Source organism: Xanthomonas pisi DSM 18956 (assembly GCF_001010415.1).
In the GTDB taxonomy this organism is placed as follows: domain Bacteria; phylum Pseudomonadota; class Gammaproteobacteria; order Xanthomonadales; family Xanthomonadaceae; genus Xanthomonas; species Xanthomonas pisi.
In genome coordinates, this window is sequence record NZ_JPLE01000040.1 from 1 (window position 1) to 17,635 (window position 17,635).

General features: G+C 68.2%; 15 protein-coding genes. 12 read left to right on the forward strand and 3 right to left on the reverse strand.

The genetic code is table 11. The features are described 5' to 3' along the window. The first annotated feature begins 357 nt into the window (after positions 1–357). The 8 genes from Y887_RS18275 (at position 358) to accC (ending at position 11,223) form a co-directional block, all read left to right on the forward strand. A complete protein-coding gene (locus tag Y887_RS18275) occupies positions 358–2,130 on the forward strand; it encodes an endonuclease (protein ID WP_052764987.1) in 1,773 nt (590 codons plus the stop codon). Between the two features lie 587 nt (positions 2,131–2,717). Then, positions 2,718–3,041 carry a divalent-cation tolerance protein CutA gene (gene cutA, locus Y887_RS10105; RefSeq protein ID WP_046964206.1) on the forward strand — a complete coding sequence of 108 codons (324 nt, stop codon included), beginning with the start codon at positions 2,718–2,720 and terminating at the stop codon, positions 3,039–3,041. Positions 3,042–3,056: 15 nt separating this feature from the next. Then, a complete protein-coding gene (locus Y887_RS10110) occupies positions 3,057–5,375 on the forward strand; it encodes a protein-disulfide reductase DsbD family protein (protein WP_046964207.1) in 2,319 nt (772 codons plus the stop codon). 345 nt (positions 5,376–5,720) lie between these two features. After that, positions 5,721–7,877, forward strand: coding sequence for a prolyl oligopeptidase family serine peptidase (locus tag Y887_RS10115; RefSeq protein ID WP_084725999.1), 2,157 nt, complete (start codon positions 5,721–5,723; stop codon positions 7,875–7,877). A gap of 504 nt (positions 7,878–8,381) precedes the next feature. After that, on the forward strand, positions 8,382–8,828 hold the full coding sequence (gene aroQ / locus Y887_RS10120; protein WP_046964208.1) for a type II 3-dehydroquinate dehydratase: 447 nt from the start codon (positions 8,382–8,384) through the stop codon (positions 8,826–8,828). Between the two features lie 97 nt (positions 8,829–8,925). Beyond that, entirely contained in the window at positions 8,926–9,411 is a 486-nt protein-coding gene (gene accB, locus Y887_RS10125; RefSeq protein ID WP_046964209.1) for an acetyl-CoA carboxylase biotin carboxyl carrier protein, read from the forward strand. A 20-nt stretch (positions 9,412–9,431) separates the two neighbouring features. Next, entirely contained in the window at positions 9,432–9,866 is a 435-nt protein-coding gene (locus Y887_RS10130) for a four helix bundle protein (RefSeq protein WP_046964210.1), read from the forward strand. After that, positions 9,856–11,223, forward strand: a complete 1,368-nt coding sequence (accC, locus tag Y887_RS10135) for an acetyl-CoA carboxylase biotin carboxylase subunit (protein ID WP_046964211.1) — start codon at positions 9,856–9,858, stop codon at positions 11,221–11,223. Before Y887_RS10130 ends, accC begins: the two co-directional genes overlap by 11 nt. A gap of 556 nt (positions 11,224–11,779) precedes the next feature. Here the strand turns inward: accC and Y887_RS10140 are convergent. Further along, entirely contained in the window at positions 11,780–12,145 is a 366-nt protein-coding gene (locus tag Y887_RS10140) for a hypothetical protein (protein ID WP_046964212.1), read from the reverse strand. Next, positions 12,142–13,065, reverse strand: coding sequence for a hypothetical protein (locus tag Y887_RS10145; protein WP_046964213.1), 924 nt, complete (start codon positions 13,063–13,065; stop codon positions 12,142–12,144). The genes Y887_RS10140 and Y887_RS10145 overlap by 4 nt, the downstream gene beginning before the upstream one ends. An 855-nt stretch (positions 13,066–13,920) precedes the next feature. Here Y887_RS10145 and prmA point away from each other — a divergent pair. After that, positions 13,921–14,841, forward strand: a complete 921-nt coding sequence (gene prmA, locus Y887_RS10155) for a 50S ribosomal protein L11 methyltransferase (protein WP_046964215.1) — start codon at positions 13,921–13,923, stop codon at positions 14,839–14,841. Between the two features lie 12 nt (positions 14,842–14,853). On the opposite strand, the gene Y887_RS10160 is transcribed toward prmA, so the two are convergent. After that, on the reverse strand, positions 14,854–15,351 hold the full coding sequence (locus Y887_RS10160; protein ID WP_046964216.1) for a hypothetical protein: 498 nt from the start codon (positions 15,349–15,351) through the stop codon (positions 14,854–14,856). A gap of 145 nt (positions 15,352–15,496) precedes the next feature. Between Y887_RS10160 and Y887_RS10165 the strand changes: the two genes are divergently transcribed. The 3 genes from Y887_RS10165 (at position 15,497) to fis (ending at position 17,566) form a co-directional block, all read left to right on the forward strand. Beyond that, positions 15,497–15,874, forward strand: coding sequence for a helix-turn-helix domain-containing protein (locus Y887_RS10165; protein ID WP_046964217.1), 378 nt, complete (start codon positions 15,497–15,499; stop codon positions 15,872–15,874). A 245-nt stretch (positions 15,875–16,119) separates the two neighbouring features. Continuing rightward, positions 16,120–17,178: a DUF3426 domain-containing protein gene (locus tag Y887_RS19010; RefSeq protein WP_084726000.1), complete on the forward strand. Its 1,059-nt coding sequence runs from the start codon at positions 16,120–16,122 to the stop codon at positions 17,176–17,178. 115 nt (positions 17,179–17,293) lie between these two features. After that, a complete protein-coding gene (gene fis / locus Y887_RS10175; RefSeq protein ID WP_025981816.1) occupies positions 17,294–17,566 on the forward strand; it encodes a DNA-binding transcriptional regulator Fis in 273 nt (90 codons plus the stop codon). Positions 17,567–17,635: the final 69 nt, after the last annotated feature.

A 17,635-nucleotide genomic window follows, 5' to 3' on the forward strand; every position in this document is an offset into this window, starting at 1 on the left:
GTTAGCACTCGCACATGACGACTGCCAGCACAGCGCGCGGAAAAAACCCGACAGAGCGGGTGCGGGCCAGAGATTGTGCTGGGCGGGCGGGTTTCAAGGGCCGGGCGCAAACTTTTTTCTTCGGCCGGTCTCATTCGCAGGCCAGGCAGCGACGACAAAACCCAGCGAACCGTCATCGGGCGGGCGTGGGCGGCACGCATCGAAGGCTGCGCGCGCGTCGCCATCGCTAGCGTCAGGCGACCACTGATCCCATGCGGGCCGGGCGGCACTCGCTCTAAAAATGGAACCAGGTTCCATCCTTTGTCATGCGCAGACTCTACAGTCGGAACCGCATTCCCCGATCACAAGGAGCTGTCGATGAGGTTGCCGTTCCGTAGTCTTCCGCTGACCTGCGCCGTTGTCCTGGCCGTTCCCGCCGCCCACGCCGCGGTGTTCATCAACGAACTGCATTACGACGACGCGGGCGCCTCCGGCGATACCGGCGAAGGCGTGGAGGTGGTGGCCACCGCCGGCGAGTCGCTGAGCGGCTACCGGATCTATCTGTACAACGGCAGCACGCCCAGTGCGGCCACGGTCTATGCCAACACGGCGGTTCCGGCCGGCACTGTGGTGAGCTGCGGCAGCCAGGTGCGCGTGGCGACCGTCAGCTACGCCAGCAACGGCGTGCAGAACGGCCCCAACGACGGCGTGGCACTGGTCGATCCCAGCGGGCAGCTGGTGCAGTTCCTCAGTTACGAAGGCGCCATCACCGGCAGCGGTGGCCCGGCGGCCGGCGTCACCAGCCAGAACCTGCCGGTCAGCGAGAGCAACAGCAGCGCGGTCGGCAGTTCGCTGCAACTCACCGGCACCGGCAGTGCAGCGGCCAACTTCAGCTGGGCGGGCTCGGCGGCGCAGACCTTCGGCGCCTGCAACCGCGGCCAGACATTCAATGGCAGCGGCGGTGGCGGCACGACCGGCGCACCGACGATCACCAGCACCACCCCGACCCAGGGCGCGAGCGGCTTCCCGGCCGCCGGCGATCTGGCGGTGGGCTTCAGCGAGGCGGTGACGCTGAGCAGCGGCGCCTTTGCGCTGAGCTGCGCCAGCTCCGGCACGGTGGCCTTGAGCTACGCAACGACTGGCACCCGCTTCACCCTGTCCACCAACACCGCCCTGGTCGGCGGCGAGCGTTGCACCCTGGCGATCACCGCCAGCGCCATCCGCGATGCCAGCGGGCTGAGCCCGGCCGCCAACCAGTCGATCGCCTTCACCGTGGCCACCGCCAGCGGCGGCGGCACCGGTTACTACGCGCGGGTCAACACCGCCAATGCCAGCCAGCTGCGCTGTTCGCTGCACACCGTGATCAAGGGCCACACGGTCTATCCGTACAGCGGCTCGGGCACCAGCACCTGGACCATCCTGGAGATGGCCGACGAGGATCCCAACAACAGCGGCCGGATCCTGGACGCCTACCGCAACCGCAGCTACGCCAAGGGCAGCGACCGGGCCGGCACTGGGAGCGGGCTGACCTATAACCGCGAGCACACCTGGCCCAACTCGCTGGGTTTCGGCAGTGCCACCGGCGATCGCGGCCTGCCGTATGCGCCCTACACCGACACCCACATGCTGTACCTGACCGACACCGCCTTCAACGCCGACCGCGGCAACAAGCCCTACGCCACCTGCACCAGCAGCTGCGGCGAACGGGTGACCGAGGTCAACGACGGCAGCGGCGGCGGCAGCGGGCGCTATCCGGGCAATTCCAACTGGGTACGCACGCCGGACGGCAACAGCGGCACGTTCGAGGTGTGGGGCAAGCGCAAGGGCGACATGGCACGCGCGGTGATGTACATGGCGATCCGCTACGAAGGCGGGCTTGATGCGACCACCGGTCAGTCCGAACCGGATCTGGAACTCACCGACGACCGCAGCCGGATCGTGCAGACCTCGTCCTCGCCCGCCTACATGGGGCTGCTGTCCACGCTGCTGGCCTGGCACCAGGCCGACCCGCCGGACGATGCAGAACGCGCGCGCAACCAGGTGATCTTCAGCTTCCAGGGCAATCGCAACCCGTTCGTCGACCACCCCGAATGGGCCACCGCCGGCCTGTTCACCTCGGCCAAACCGGCCAGCTGCCAGCTGGCCAACTGAGCCATACCGGCCCGACGCATGCTGCGTCGGGCCGGTAGGCCGGGATGGCGTTGCGCGTGTGCCCAGATGGCCGGCGTGCTGTCGGGTGCCAGCGGCGGCAGCCGACCGGCGGCCTGTTGCCGATCGCAGCGTGGGCGCCAGCTGGCGTTGCACGGCGGCCGGTGCCGCCTGCGGCGCGACCATCGGCGTCGGCAACAGGCGCTCATGCACTCCGCAAACCGGCGTATCGCCGGGCCGGGCCTGGGAATGGGTCGCTCCACTCCATCTTGCCGGCAGGAGCGGGGCTCGCCTGCTGATCGCGGGTTGGCCGTCTCGCTCCTGCGCACCTCTGCCAATGGCGCGGAGCGCGGTCCAGGCACGCATCGGACAGCGGTGCATCCGCCGCTGGACAGCGACACGGCGCACGGGGTTCATCGGCGTGCGCGCGGATGCCTTCGTCGCAGCCCGGCGCCTCCATCGGGCTACCCAAAGACCACTGAGCCGCCACCGCACCGGTCGCCTGCAGCGCCAATCCAGCGAAGCTGACGCCGCGTTCCGGAATGCGCGGTCGCTCCCCTCGCAAGTAGGGGATTACACTGCCGGGCCGAATGAACGCCTCTTCCCTCCATTTGTTGTTCAGCACCTGCCCGGATGCGGACAGCGCCGACCGCATCGCGCATGCCTTGCTCGACGAACGCTTGGCCGCCTGCGTCACCCAGTTGCCGGGCGCGCACTCGCTGTACCGCTGGAACGGGGCGATCGAGCGCAGTACTGAAGTGCAGTTGCTGATCAAGACCTGGGAGGATCGCCTGCCGGACGCCATCGCACGGCTGCGGGCACTGCATCCCTATGAACTGCCGGAGGCGGTCGCTGTCCAAGCCAGCGCCGGGCTGCCGGCGTATCTCGATTGGGTCCGGGCCGATACCCGCTAAGGAATCCTGACGTCCATGAAGTTTCTGTCCCGCTGGATCGCCCGCTGCGCACGGTTGTCCGCCCCTGTCATCGCCGCCTCGCTCGCCCTGGTGGCGCCCGCCGCGCAAGCGGTCAGCGAGGCCGACCTGCTGCCGGTGGACCAGGCCTTCGCGCTCAGTGCCCAGGCCGAGGGCCGCGACAGCATCGGCCTGACCTGGAAAATCGCGCCGGGCTATTACCTGTATCGGCACCGCATCAGCGTCAAATCGGGGCAAGGCTTTTCTGCCGGCGAACTGACGCTGCCTGAAGGCGAAAGCAAGCACGACGAGTTCTTCGGCCAGGTGCAGACCTACCGCAAGCAACTGCAGGCCACCCTGGCCGGCAGGGCCGATCCGGCGCTGAAGACCGCGGTGCTGCAGGTGCAATACCAGGGCTGCGCCGATGCCGGGGTGTGCTATCCGCCGCAGCGGCGCGAGATCCGCGTGAGCCTGCCCGGCGCACCGACAGCGGCGGCCACCGCCACGCCACGTGAAAACCTGGGCGCACTGGTGCCGCGCGCCGCGCCCGGCCCGCGCCTGTTCGGTGCACCCGGCCAGGGGGCCGGCGTGGATGCGCTGCCGCTGCCGGCCGAGCAGGCCTTCACCTTCGAAGCCATCGTGGGCGATGGCAACAGCCTGCTGCTGCGCTTCACCCCGGCACCGGGCTACTACCTCTACCGCGACCGCACCTCGCTGGCGGTGGAAGGCAGCGGCGGCGTGCGCACCGGGCTGCCGCGCTGGCCGCAGGGCAAGACCCATCGCGACGAACATTTCGGCGATGTGGTGGTGTATTTCGACCAGGCCGAAGTCACCCTGCCGCTGCTGCGCGAACACCCCGACCCGGCGCGGGTGACCCTGGTGGCCACCTTCCAGGGCTGCCAGACCGACGGCATCTGCTACCCGCCGATGACCCGTCGCGTGGCGCTGGACCTGCCCGCCGGCACGGTGTCGCCACAGAACCAGGCACAGGCCGCCCCGCTGATGATCTCGCCGCTGGCCGCCGGGCAGGCGCCGCCCGAGCCCGCCCCGGCAGCGGCCCCGGACAGCAAGACGCAACCCGCGCCGACAGCGGCAGCCGACAACCCGCAGCGCACCCAGCCGCCGCATACCGACAAGGGCCTGCTGGCGATGCTGGCGCTGGCCCTGCTCGGCGGGCTGGTGCTGAACCTGATGCCGTGCGTGCTGCCGATCCTGTCGCTGAAGGTGCTGGGCCTGGCCCATAGCGGCGAGAGCCGCAGCCACGCGCGCAGCCATGCCATCTGGTATTCGCTGGGCGTGCTGGTGTCCTTCGCCGCCATCGGCGGGCTGGTGATCGCCCTGCGTGCGGCCGGCCAGGCGGCCGGTTGGGGCTTCCAGCTGCAGCAGCCGTGGTTTGTGGCGGCACTGGCGTATCTGATGTTCGCGGTGGGCCTGAGCCTGTCGGGCGTGTTCACGCTGGGCAGCAATCTTGGCGGCATCGGCCAGTCGCTGGCCGCGCGCAACGGGCCGCTGGGCGACTTTTTCACCGGCGTGCTGGCCTGCGTGGTCGCCAGCCCCTGCATCGCCCCGTTCATGGGCACCGCCCTGGCCTATGCGTTCACCGCGCCTGCGCTGCTGGCGATGCTGGTGTTCCTGGCGCTGGGCCTGGGCTTGGCGCTGCCGTTCCTGCTGATTGGCTTCATCCCGTCGCTGGCGCGGCGTCTGCCCACGCCCGGAGCATGGATGGAAACGCTCAAGCAGGTGCTGGCGTTCCCGATGTATCTCACCGCGATCTGGCTGCTGTGGGTGCTGGGCAAGCAACGCGGCGTGGATGCGCTGGCCCTGATGCTGGTCGGCGCCACCCTGCTGGCGCTGGGCCTGTGGTGTTTCGAGCGCAGCCGCTGGACCAGCAACCGCGCCGGCATGCGCCTGGCCGCAGCGATGCTGGTGCTGGCCATCGTACCGGTGGTGGGCGTCACCCGCCTGCGCCTGCCGGCCGCCACCGCCGCCAGCGAAGGCGTGGTCGCGTTCTCGCCGCAGCTGCTGGACCGCCTGCGCGCCGACAACCGCGTGGTGTTCGTCAACATGACCGCCGACTGGTGCGTGACCTGCAAGGCCAACGAAAAGAACGTGCTGGGCAGCGCCGACTTCCGCGACGCGCTGCGCCGTGTCGATGCGGTCTACATGAAGGGCGACTGGACCAATGTCGACCCGGCCATCAGCACCTTCCTCGACCAGCACCAGGCGGTCGGCGTGCCGCTGTACGTGGTGTACGGCCCCGGCGCTCCGCCGGCGATCCTGCCCACGGTGCTGACCAACGCGATTACCGAGGATGCATTGCTGCGCGCGGCGCGGTGATCGGCCTCTTCGACGCCCGGATGCATGCGTCTTGCGGGGCGCTGCACACGCATGAAGGTCGTGCCTGCAAGGTGACCTGAAGATCGTGCGCGCCCTGCTGTCGCCGGCAGCCTGCCCCGCTCGCCGGCGTACGGCTGACACCGCAAGATGCCGACGACCATCATCCATCGCGACCGATCCCGGAAACGATTAACTCGGCCGCATCCGGTTATTTTTATTTCTGTATAAAGTCACTGCAGCGCGAACGGGTTTTTCTCGGCGCGCATTTCTCAACATTACTCACCACGCGGTCACAACGCGATATTCGACTTTATGCTGGCGCCCCCTCTCGGCGATGGCAATATAATGGCCCCCACGTCCAGCCTTTTCGGCGCAGCGTTGCTTCTTGCCGGCATTGCAGGTGCCCATGCGGCACCTGCGACACCCGGCATTACGGCTACCACACCCACCGCCACCACCGCAGACCCGTATCTGTGGCTGGAGGATGTCACCGGCACAAAAGCGCTCGATTGGGTAAAGCAACAAGATGCACGCACCGAGAAACAACTGGCCGACACCGCCGAATTCAAGCAGCTGGAAACACGGATCCGTGAAGTCATGGACTCGGATGCGAAGATTCCCGACGTGCAGAAGATCGGTGACAGCTATTACAACTTCTGGCAGGACAGGCAGCACAAGCGCGGCATATGGCGACGGACCACGCCGGCCGAATACCGCAAGCCTGCGCCGAAGTGGGAAACCGTGCTGGATCTGGATGCCCTCAACCAGAGCGAGGGCAAGGATTGGGCATGGCAGCACGAGGACATCGACTGTCTGCGTCCGGCCTATCGCCGCTGCCTGATCACCCTGTCGCGCGGCGGTGCCGATGCCGACGTCACCCGCGAGTTCGACCTGGTCGACAAGCAGTGGGTGCAGGACGGCTTCGTCCGCCCCGAAGCCAAGGGCGAGCTCTCCTGGATCGACCAGGACACCGTCTATGTCAGTACCGATTTCGGCGCTGGCACCACGACCGACTCGGGCTACGCGCGCGTGGTCAAACAATGGAAACGCGGCACCGCCCTGGACACCGCCACGACCGTCTACGAGGGCAGCCCGCAGGATATGCGCGTGAGGGCCTTCCATGACGACACCCCGGGGTTCGAGCGGGACATCGTGATTCGCGAGCTGGGCATTCGCAACAAGCGCTGGTATCTGCGCGACCGCAGCGGACACCTGGCCCAGATCGAGGTGCCGGACTCGGCGACCAAGCAGTTGCATCGCCAATGGCTCACGCTGGAGTTGCGCGAGCCGTGGAGCGTCGGCGGCGAGACCTATGCAGCCGGCACGCTGCTGGCCACCCGGTTCGACGATTTCATGGCGGGCAAGCGCGCTTTCGAGGTGGTCTTCCAGCCCACCGACACCGCCTCGCTCAGCAGTGCCGTCTGGACCCGCTCGCACCTGGTGCTCAACATCCTGGATGACGTCAAAACGCGGCTGAGCGTGCTGACGCCCGGTGCGCAGGCTTGGAAGCGCAGCGCGTTCGTCGGTGCACCCAGCTTCGGCGCTGCAGAGATCAAGGCGCTGGACAACGTCGACAGCGATGCGGTGTGGCTCACCGTCGCCGACGACCTCACTCCGCCCACGCTGTCGCTGGCGCAGATCGGCAAGCAACCGCAGCGCCTGAAAGCGCTGCCGGCGTTCTTCGATGCGAGCCGCTTCCTCATCGAGCAACACTTCGTCACCAGCAAGGACGGCACCCGCGTCCCGTATTTCCTGGTCCGCCCGAAGGCGCTGGCATTCGATGGCAGCGCACCGACCCAGCTCTATGGCTATGGCGGTTTCGAGATCCCGATGCTGCCGTACTACTCCGGTGTCATGGGACGGGCGTGGCTGGAGAAGGGCGGGGTGTTCGCGCTGTCCAACATGCGTGGCGGCGGCGAGTACGGCCCGCGCTGGCACCAGGCCGCACTCAAGCAGAACCGGCACAAGGCCTACGAGGACATGGCCGCCATCGCGCAGGACCTGATCGCGCGCAAGGTCACCTCGGCCAGGCATCTGGCCGTGCGCGGCGGCAGCAACGGCGGATTGATGGCCGGCAACATGCTGACCCAGTATCCGCAGCTGTTCGGGGCGGTCGTGATCGAAGCGCCGCTGCTGGACATGCGCCGCTATAACCACCTGCTGGCCGGCGCGTCGTGGATGGACGAGTACGGCAACCCGGACACTGCGGACTGGTCGTTCATCCAGACCTTTTCCCCGTATCACCTGTTCGATCCGAACAAGGCCTATCCGCCCACGATCTTCCTGACCTCCACCCGCGACGATCGCGTCCACCCCGGGCACGCACGCAAGATGGCCGCCAGGATGCTGGATGCCGGCAAGGACGCGGTGTTCTACGAAAGCATGGAGGGCGGCCACGCCAACCCTGGCGACAATGCCCAGGCCGCGCATCGTGCTGCGCTGATGTACACCTTCCTGTGGCGGCACCTCGGACGCGACACCGCGACAACCGAAGGCAGGTAGGGGCCATCGGCGGCGGGGCGCATGCTGCGCCGACGCTCGTCTGCGCGGGCATCCGGCCGGCAACGGCGTCCATCGTGCACGGTGGGTGCGCGCGGCCAGCGTGGATCCCACTCACTGTGGCAGGCCGCTCCGGCAGCGCCGCCTGACCGAGGGCGCCTCGTACGCGTTGGCGGGAACGACCGAACTTGCTGCCGCGGGCACAGAACCACGACGCGCGGCAGTGGAAGATGCGCAGACCGGTCTCTGGACCGGCGCTGCACCACCGCCGATGCCGGCGCCCCGGTGCGCACTGGCCGGGCGCGCCCGGTCAGCGGTCGGGATGCTGCGGCCCGGCCCTGCAGGCTGCCGCAGCAGGGCCGCCTGGTCAGATGCCCTGTGCACCTGACCGCGCCGACAATCGCCGCAAGAATTCAAGCGCTTGTTTAAAACAGCTATAACTTCTGCTATCTGGACAGCATCGCCCACATCGCGCAGACTTCCGGCCTTTCCGCTCCGCTGGATCCCATGGCCCACCTGCTGCTGTTGCACGGCCCCAACCTCAACCTGCTCGGCACCCGCGAGCCGGAGGTCTACGGGCGCACCACGCTGGCGCAGATCGATGCGGCCCTGGTGGACCGCGCGCAGGCAGCCGGGCACACGCTCAGCAGCCTGCAGTCCAATGCCGAGCACGTGCTGGTGGAGCGCATCCACGCCGCCCGCGAGGACGGCACCGCCTACATCCTGATCAACCCGGCAGCCTTCACCCATACCTCGGTGGCGCTGCGCGACGCGCTGCTGGGCGTGGGGCTGCCGTTCGTGGAGATCCATCTGTCCAACCCGCATGCGCGCGAGCCGTTCCGCCATCACAGCTATCTCAGCGACAAGGCCGACGGGGTGATCTGCGGCTTCGGCGCAGACAGCTACCGGCTGGCGCTGGAAGCGGCCATCGCGCGCCTGGAGCGCGACGCGTGACAGGCGCCCTCCCCCCATCGGCCACCGCGCCGAGGGTCTGACCCCATTCCGTCGGCATCCGCCGGCACTCTCCACCGATTCACCACAAGAGGCCCTTATGGATCTCCGCAAAATCAAGAAACTGATCGACCTGCTCGAAGAATCCAATCTCGCCGAAATCGAGATCAAGGAAGGCGAAGAAAGCGTGCGCCTGGCACGCGTCCCCAAGGGCACCCAGGTGATGAGCGCACCGGTGCAGCAGTACGCGCCGGCCCCCGCCGCGCAGGCGCCGGCTGCGGCCACCATGCCGATGCAGTCGCCCACCGAAGCCTCCACCGGCGGCGCCAAGCAGGCCGCCGCACTGCCGGAAGGCCACGTGCTGCGCGCGCCGATGGTCGGCACGTTCTACACATCGCCCTCGCCCGACAAGCCGGCCTTCGTCACCGTGGGCCAGCAGGTCAAGGTCGGCGACACCCTGGCGATCATCGAGGCGATGAAGATGTTCAACCCGATCGAAGCCGACGCCTCCGGCACCATCGTGGCCATCCTCGGCGAAACCGGCCAGCCGGTGGAATTCGATCAGCCGTTGTTTGTGATTGGCTGAAGCGCGGGGATTAGGGAATCGTGATTCGGGATTCGCAAGAGCGACCGCACGAGCGCCTGACGGTGTGGCGCGATGCGATGTCGCTTGTCGAAGCGGTCTATCGCCTGAGCCACGATTTTCCTGATTCCGAACGCTTTGGACTGACGGCACAGATGCGACGCGCCGCGATCAGCATTCCGTCCAACATCGCCGAAGGCGCCGCGCGGCGCTCTACGGCCGAGTACCTGCGTTATCTGTCGATGGCGCGCGGCTCATTGGCGGAGCTGGACACGCAACTGCAGATTGCAACGCGACTGCAGTTCACATCGCCCGATGCGGCAATTGCCGACCTGCTGAATCGCACGTTTGCCAAGCTCAACGCATTGATCCGCACGCTGGACGAATCGCGACATGTCCGCGAGACCGGCGCCTCCTACGAATCCCCAATCCCGAATCCCCAATCCCATGCTCGATAAAGTCGTCATCGCCAACCGAGGTGAAATCGCGCTGCGCATCCTGCGCGCGTGCCACACGCTCGGCATCCGCACGGTCGCGGTGCATTCCACGGTCGACCGCAACCTCAAGCACGTGGCCATGGCCGACGAGTCGGTGTGTATCGGCCCGGCCGCCTCCAGCGACAGTTACCTCAACATCCCGGCGTTGATCGCCGCGGCCGAGGTCACCGATGCGCAGGCCATCCATCCCGGCTACGGTTTTCTCTCGGAAAACGCCGACTTTGCCGAACGCGTGGAAGAATCCGGCTTCATCTTCATCGGTCCCAAGGCCGACACCATCCGCCTGATGGGCGACAAGGTGGAAGCGATCCGCGCGATGAAGGCCGCCGGCGTGCCGTGCGTGCCCGGCTCGGGCGGTCCGCTGGGCGATGACATCGTGGCCAACACCAAGGTGGCGCGCGAGATCGGCTACCCGGTGATCATCAAGGCCGCCGGCGGCGGCGGCGGGCGCGGCATGCGCGTGGTGCATTCGGAAGCGGCGTTGAAGGCTGCGATCGAAACCACCAAGTCCGAAGCCAAGGCCGCTTTCAGCAACGATCAGGTCTACATGGAGAAGTTCCTGGAAAATCCGCGTCACGTGGAAATCCAGGTGCTGGCCGACGGCCAGGGCGGCGCGATCCATCTGGGCGAACGCGATTGTTCGATGCAGCGCCGCCACCAGAAGGTGGTGGAAGAAGCGCCGGCGCCGGGCATCACCGAGGAGCTGCGCAACGAGATCGGCAAGGTCTGCGTGGATGCCTGCATCCGCATCGGCTACCGCGGTGCGGGCACGTTCGAGTTCCTGTTCGAAGGTGGGCGCTTCTACTTCATCGAAATGAACACCCGCATCCAGGTGGAACACCCGGTGACCGAACGCATCACCGGCATCGACCTGGTGTGCGAACAGCTGCGCATCGCCGCCGGCCACAAGCTCAGCATCAAGCAGAGCGACATCGTGCTGCGCGGGCATGCGATCGAGTGCCGCATCAACGCCGAAGACCCGGAAACCTTCATGCCCAACCCGGGCCTGATCACCGCCTTCCATCCGCCGGGCGGCCCGGGCGTGCGCGTGGATACGCACATCTATGCCGGCTACAAGGTGCCGCCGAACTACGACTCGATGATCGGCAAGCTGATCGTGCACGGCCCCGACCGCGAGACCGCGATCGCACGCATGCGCGTGGCGCTGAGCGAAATGGTGGTGGACGGCATCAAGACCAACATTCCGCTGCAGCAGCGCATCATGCGCGACAAGGGCTTCCAGGCCGGCGGGCAGAACATCCATTACCTGGAAAAGCGCCTGGCCGAGCGCAAGAACAAGTCGATCGCGCTGACCTGATCGCACTGGCCAATGCACCACGCAACAAGCCCGGGAAACCGGGCTTGTTGCGTTGTTTCCCGGTGCATCGCGCCGGCAGTGCATCACGCAGCTCGACAATACCCCGCACCGGCAACACCATGCGACCAGCCGATCGATGCGTAGGAGCGCACCCGGGCGCGACCGGGCGTTATCGGTAGAACCTCGTCGCGCCCAGGTGCGCTCCTACGGGCGCCGGGGGGCCTACGGGATCGGGAGTGATCGCACTGGCCATTGCACCATGCGACAAGCGCGGGACACCGGCTTGTCGCATGGCTTGCCGGTGCATCGCCCCGGCAGTGCGCCGCACAGGCCAGGCACGCGGCTCGACGACACCCCGCACCAAGCAAAACCGCGCGGCCAGCCGCCCCACGCGTAGGAGCGCACCCGGGCGCGACCGGGCTTTATCGGTGGAACCTCGTCGCGCCCGGGTGCGCTCCTACGGGATTCGGGGTGCTACCGGATCCGCTGCGTAGATCTTCAGTCGTCCGCGCGGATGCGCAGCGCGCTCGCATCAGGGGGCGACGCGCTGCATCGTTCAATGCCGCGGCGCAGGCGCCTGCTGGCTGCCCGGCACCGGCACGATGCCGCTGGACGAGGCCGGGTCGACCACCATCATGGTTTCGGTGGAGCCGTCCGGCCAGACCACCTGGAACATCGAGCCGGCCGACAAGGTGGAGAACGGCATCGCGCTGCTGGCGCGATACACCGCGGCCACCTCGCTGGCGCCATGCCGTCGCTGCTGCTCGTCGGCACCGACCGTGGTCGATCTGATCGACAGCGGCTGGTAGCGGTGATCGGCGGTATCGATCATCACGATGCCCACCGCCGCGGCCGAATACGCCACGAACAACGCCACCCAGAACCAGAACTTGGCGCCATGCGCCAACCGACGGTAATTCATGACTGCGCTCCCGGATCGGACACCAATCTATCGACCATCTCATCCACGCTGTCTGCTCCCTGCCGCGGCACCGCGGCGTCGAATACGAACGACACAAAATCCTGCGCGCCCTGGCGCGAGCAGATGCCCGCGTTGGCGCAATAACTGGTGACCAGCGTGCTGTCGGCGCTGCAGTCCAGGCCCAGGCGGCACGCCGCCACCTGCCAGGCGAGTTCGGCGAACTGATCGCCGGCCACATACCCGTCCAGACTGTCATCGCCGCTGGCGCGCGCGCCCATCGCCGGCGCCAGCGCCAGGTAAGCCTCCGGGTCACGCGAAGCCAGCACACGGCGCACCAGCGCGCGCTTGTAGGTGGGCGTTGCCTGCAGCGGTTCGCCCAGGGCCAGCAACGCGGCCTCGGCAGCCAGGCTGCCGCCGCGCGCGGCGCTTCGCCGTTGTTGCGCGACCAGGCGTGGGCCTAGGCCATCGCTGGGGGCAAAGCCAGCGCAGCGCTGCGCCACCCGATCGCGTGCAGCGTGCATCGCCGCCACGCCCGGGGTCTGGTGCGTGGCGATCCACGCGCTGTCGGCGGCATAGCCGGCCGGGCTGGACGCATACGGCGCGCAGTAATCGTAGACCCGGCTCAGGCGCCAGCCGGCCTGCGCATCGCCGGCACGCACCTGCTGCTGCAACTGCTGCGCATAGCGATACAGGTCCCGCTGTGCATCCACCGCATCGCGATAGTTCAGTTGCAGCGCGTTGCCGCGTTCGGAAGAGGGGTGCCGCACCGGTGTTGCCGCAGGCTGGTGCACGGCCCCGACGCTGGTGGGCACGGTAGTGGCGCGCGCTGCCGGCTGCGCGCGCAGGTGCCACCAGGCTGCCGTCGCAAGCGCGACGGGAGCGAGCAACAGCCAGAGATGGCGGGCACGGACAAGCGGCATCACAGCGGCAACCCAGCTGCGGAAGACGCCCGCAGCAACGGCGCGGAGTCTAGCACCCGGCCGTCCATGCGGCGGCCCACAAGCGAGCGCTGCCGGTGCGCACTGCGCAGTTGGGCGATGCCTGCAGTGCCGGCGCAGATCGGGCGATAGGCGACCGCACGATCACCAGGCAGGCGCGAGCGTTGCCGGGAGTCGGCAGGTAGCACGCGAACGCCGCAGGCCACTGCAGTGCAGTCGATCATCGTCGATACGGCGTTCGCCTGACAGTCGCTCGCTACGTGTTGTCGGCGCTGCTGTGCGATGCGCCTTTCGCTTGGGCGCTGCGTGTGCCTAGTCGCGTCGCGTCGCGTCGCGGTGTGGGTGTGGGTGTGGGTGTGGGTGTGGGTGCGGGTGGAGACCTCGCAATGCCGGCAAGCTCGCGGACGTCTGCCCGACAGACGGAATACGCGGCGGTCTGCGCATGACTCTGATCGCAATGGGCGTATCGCTTGTGCGATATGCGCCTGGTCGCATCGCGCTCCGGGTACTGTCGCCGGCGCAGGCCTTCCATGTGGAGACGGCGCGATGCCGGAACGCTCGCGGAGGTCTGACTGACAGACGGAAGTGGGTGTGCGTCGGCGCGCGAGCGCTCCAGTGCGAAGCACCCGTCGCGTGCGTGCTTTGTGCGTCTGGCGGCTTCGTGCTCCGCGTTTGGATGCAACGTGCGTCTGCGTGTCGACACGTCTCTTGCGCATCGGCGCTTGATCCCGCTCCCCGGCATCTTCCGCCACGCCATGCACCCGGCCGGGCGCAATGCCTCAGCCCGCCGCCGCGAATGGTCTACGATGCACGCCTTGCTGATTACCGACCGCCACGATGCCGTTTCTTGAACTGACCCTGCCCTGCTCCGATACCACCCAGCCCCGCTTTCAGACCGCGCTGGAGGAAGTCGGCGCGCTGGCGGTGACCCTGCTAGACGCCGATGCCGATACCAGCAACGAGCGCGCCATCCTGGAGCCTGGCGTGGGCGAAATGCCGTTATGGAATTCGCTGGTACTGACTGCGCTGTTCGATGGCGAGAGCGATGCGCTGGCGGTGCTAGCGGCGCTGGACGCGTTCGACCCGGAGCTCGACTGGAGCCAGGTGGCATTGCGCATGGTCGAAGACAGCGACTGGGAACGCGCCTGGATGGATCTGTTCAAGCCGATGCAGTTCGGCACGCGCACCTTCGTCGTGCCGTGGAATCACGACCTGCCCGAGGCGGCCGACACGCCGCAGGCCGCCGTGGTGCGGCTGGATCCGGGCCTGGCGTTCGGGTCGGGGACGCACCAGACCACCGCGCTGTGCCTGCGCTGGCTGGACAGCCTGGCCGGCAGCGGCGAGCTGCAGGGCCGCAGCCTGCTCGACTTCGGGTGCGGCTCGGGCATTCTGGCGGTCGCCGCGCTGAAGCTGGGCGCCGCCAGCGCGGTGGGGGTGGACAACGACCCGCAGGCGCTGCTGGCAACGGCCGACAATGCCGAGCGCAACGCCGTGGCCGCGCAGCTGGCGGTGTATCTGCCGCAGGACGAGCCGGTGCAGACCTATCCGGTGGTGGTCGCCAACATCCTGGCCCCGGCACTGGATGCGCTGGCCGACACCCTGGCCGCACGCGTGGCGCCGGGCGGCCGCATTGCCCTGTCGGGCATCCTGCACGGGCAGGAGGACGAGTTGCTGGAACGCTACGCCCCCTGGTTCGAGCAGCTGCGTTGCGAGCGCGACGAAGACTGGATGCGCATCGACGGCGTTCGCCGCAGCTAATCGCCGGCTCGCTCACCGCTGCGGGCGGCTGGCGCGGATCTGCGCGGTGGTCACCGCATCGGCCACACTGATCGCACGCAGGCGGGTCACCGCCTGCCAGCCGGCATGCTGTAACGCCGCACTGCGCCAACGCCCGGCCTGCCGGGCCGCCCCCACACGCAATCCCAGCTCGGCCAGCAACAGCGCCACCCAGGCGCCCGCCGACCACGCCTGCACGCCGGCCAGCGCCACGCCTGCAGCCAGCACCGCAAGCGCCGCCCCCATCCCCAGCAACGGCCAATGCCGGTAGCGCAGCGCCCAGCCACGCGGTGCCAGCGCAGCTGACCAATGCATGCCCTCGGCGAGGGCGTCCCATTCCTGATCGCGTCGCCAGACCTGGTAGCAGGGCGCTCCGCGAAAGCGTGCGACCGCCGGATCCAGCGGCGAATCGGCCGGCCACGGCGCGCTCGGCGGCGGTGTCTGGCTGTGCGGTTGGCCAGGTTTGGGAGTGACAGGCTCGACCATGAACATCCTCCTTGAGTTCGCTGTGATCACATCCTCGATGCCATTGAGACAGTATCGCAAACATATGCCGATATGAAAGTTATACGAACTATCCCAAAGCGCTGCTAGGGCTATATCTCCCGGCCCTGTCCGCCTCCCGATCCGGTGCCGTGTGAGCAAGCTGTACGAACGAGTACGCGAAGCCCGCAGCTTCACCAAGCTGACCCAGGAAGCCCTGGCCGGCGAGCTGGGCGTCACCCGCAGCGCAGTGGCGCAATGGGAAATGGCCGAAGGCACCGCGCCGTCGGTGGAGAACCTGATCGGTCTGGCCAAGCGCAGCGGCATGGCGTTCGAATACCTGGCCACCGGCCGCGGCGACCGCGTGTTCGGCCCGCCGGTGTCGACCATTGCCGAGGAACCAGCCCAGTACCGTCGCCTGGACGATCAGCAGCGCGTGCTGCTGGCCCGCTTCGACACCCTGGCACCGCGTCAGCGCAGCGGGCTGCTGGATCTGCTGCTGGCCGAGGGCAAGACGCGGCGCAGGCGGTGAGGTCGGGAATCGGGAATCGGGAATCGGGAATCGAAACAGCGTGCCTGCTGCTGCGTCCTGTTAGTTGAGGTGGTGGTGGCGTTTCGCTTGAGCGGACGGCGACGTCCATCGACCCAGTCCCCGGCAACGTCGCCGCATCGCCAAAGGCGCTGAGTCGGCGCGCGCACGTCGCACTTGCCCACCCTGACGTTCGCCCAGCGCTGTCCCCGTGGTTGAATAGCGGTCTTCCCGCTGCACGCCTGCCGATGTCAGAGACTCCGCCACCGCGCCGCCCCCTGGCCACCTTTCTGCGCGCAACGCCACCGCCTGCACCGACGTTGATGCAACCGCCTGTGCTGCCGGCCAGCGCGCCAACGGAACCGGTGGTGCCGATGCCCGCGGCCGAGCTGCCCGCTGCACCCGTATCGCCACCGGTGCCTGCGCCCGGGGTCGCTGCAGCGGACGTGCCGGTCGTGAGTGCGCCGCCTACCGCGCTGGCACAGCCCGCTGATGCAGACGGCAGCGCCCATCCAGACCACGCCGGGCTGCAGGACACCGCGGCGCATGCACGCGTGGCGCCGCAGCTGGCGCTCGAGCAGGACACGGCAGGCGTGGCGCCAGGCGACACCACGACCGACACCGCGCCCCATCGCGCACCCGACGCCGCAGACCGGCAGGAGAGTGAGGCTCTCGATGCGGGCGGCATCGACGCGTCCACCGGCGAGCTCGCAGCCGACGCACAGCACGACCACGCCGCCGGGCAGGCGCGCGCCCACGCGACGCCGATGCATCCCCTGCCCGCGCCCGCCGTGGCAGCGCCCACCTTCGCCCGCCGTGGACCCGGCCGCCCACGGCTGCGTGCCAGCGGGCGGCAGTGGGCGCTGTTGCTCGGCCTGGCCGGTTTGCTGGGCCTGCAGATCGTCATCGCCGACCGCGCGCATCTGGCCGGCGACGCGCGCTGGCGGCCGCTGGTGGCCAGCGCCTGCGCGGTGGTGCGCTGCACGCTGCCGGCGTGGCGCGATCCGGCCACGCTGACCCTGCTCAATCGCGACGTGCGCCCGCTGCCGGGCGTGTCCGGCGTGCTGGAGATCCAGGCCAGCTTCCGCAACGATGCGCGCTGGGCGCAGGCCTGGCCCTGGTTGCAGCTGTCGCTGTCCGATGCCGATGGGCGGGTGATCGGCACCCGGGTGCTGTCGCCGCAGGAATATCTGGGCCAGGCGCCGGCCGAGCACGACACGCTGGCGCCGGGTCAGGCCGTGCAGGTGGCGTTTCGCGTCCGCGAACCGGCCGCCAGCACCGCCGCCTTCAGTTTCGACTTCCGCTAAGCGGACACAACCTCGCCCGCTCGCCACAGGGGCGTGGCGAGCGATGAGGTCACGCGCTAGACTCACTCCCCCTCGCCGGCCACGCGCCCCGGCCTCGTGACACTGGGAACTTCCTTTGAACGCAGCCCCCTCTCGTCCTGACACCAGTCGTGGCGCCCCGAAGTCGCCGCTGCGCGAACACGTGGCGCAGTCCGTTCGCCGTTACCTGCGCGATCTGGACGGCAGCGACGCGGACGATGTCTACGAGATCGTGTTGCGCGAAATGGAGATCCCGTTGTTCGTCGAAGTGCTCAATCACTGCGAAGGCAACCAGAGCCGCGCCGCGGCGCTGCTGGGCATTCACCGCGCTACCTTGCGCAAGAAGCTGAAAGAGTACGGGCTGACGTAAATCGGGAATCGGGAATCGGGATTGGGGAATCGTAAGAGCGTTGCTGCGTCGTTGACTGGCACCGCACCT

Bases quoted from the DNA above. Each gene is read 5' to 3' on its own strand.
- accC (WP_046964211.1), top strand. From the start codon at position 9,856: ATGCTCGATAAAGTCGTCATCGCCAACCGAGGTGAAATCGCGCTGCGC.
- Y887_RS10160 (WP_046964216.1), bottom strand. From the start codon at position 15,351: ATGTTCATGGTCGAGCCTGTCACTCCCAAACCTGGCCAACCGCACAGC.
- accB (WP_046964209.1), top strand. From the start codon at position 8,926: ATGGATCTCCGCAAAATCAAGAAACTGATCGACCTGCTCGAAGAATCC.
- Y887_RS10145 (WP_046964213.1), bottom strand. From the start codon at position 13,065: ATGCCGCTTGTCCGTGCCCGCCATCTCTGGCTGTTGCTCGCTCCCGTC.
- Y887_RS10140 (WP_046964212.1), bottom strand. From the start codon at position 12,145: ATGAATTACCGTCGGTTGGCGCATGGCGCCAAGTTCTGGTTCTGGGTG.
- Y887_RS10110 (WP_046964207.1), top strand. From the start codon at position 3,057: ATGAAGTTTCTGTCCCGCTGGATCGCCCGCTGCGCACGGTTGTCCGCC.
- Y887_RS10115 (WP_084725999.1), top strand. From the start codon at position 5,721: ATGGCCCCCACGTCCAGCCTTTTCGGCGCAGCGTTGCTTCTTGCCGGC.
- prmA (WP_046964215.1), top strand. From the start codon at position 13,921: ATGCCGTTTCTTGAACTGACCCTGCCCTGCTCCGATACCACCCAGCCC.
- aroQ (WP_046964208.1), top strand. From the start codon at position 8,382: ATGGCCCACCTGCTGCTGTTGCACGGCCCCAACCTCAACCTGCTCGGC.
- Y887_RS19010 (WP_084726000.1), top strand. From the start codon at position 16,120: ATGTCAGAGACTCCGCCACCGCGCCGCCCCCTGGCCACCTTTCTGCGC.
- Y887_RS18275 (WP_052764987.1), top strand. From the start codon at position 358: ATGAGGTTGCCGTTCCGTAGTCTTCCGCTGACCTGCGCCGTTGTCCTG.
- cutA (WP_046964206.1), top strand. From the start codon at position 2,718: ATGAACGCCTCTTCCCTCCATTTGTTGTTCAGCACCTGCCCGGATGCG.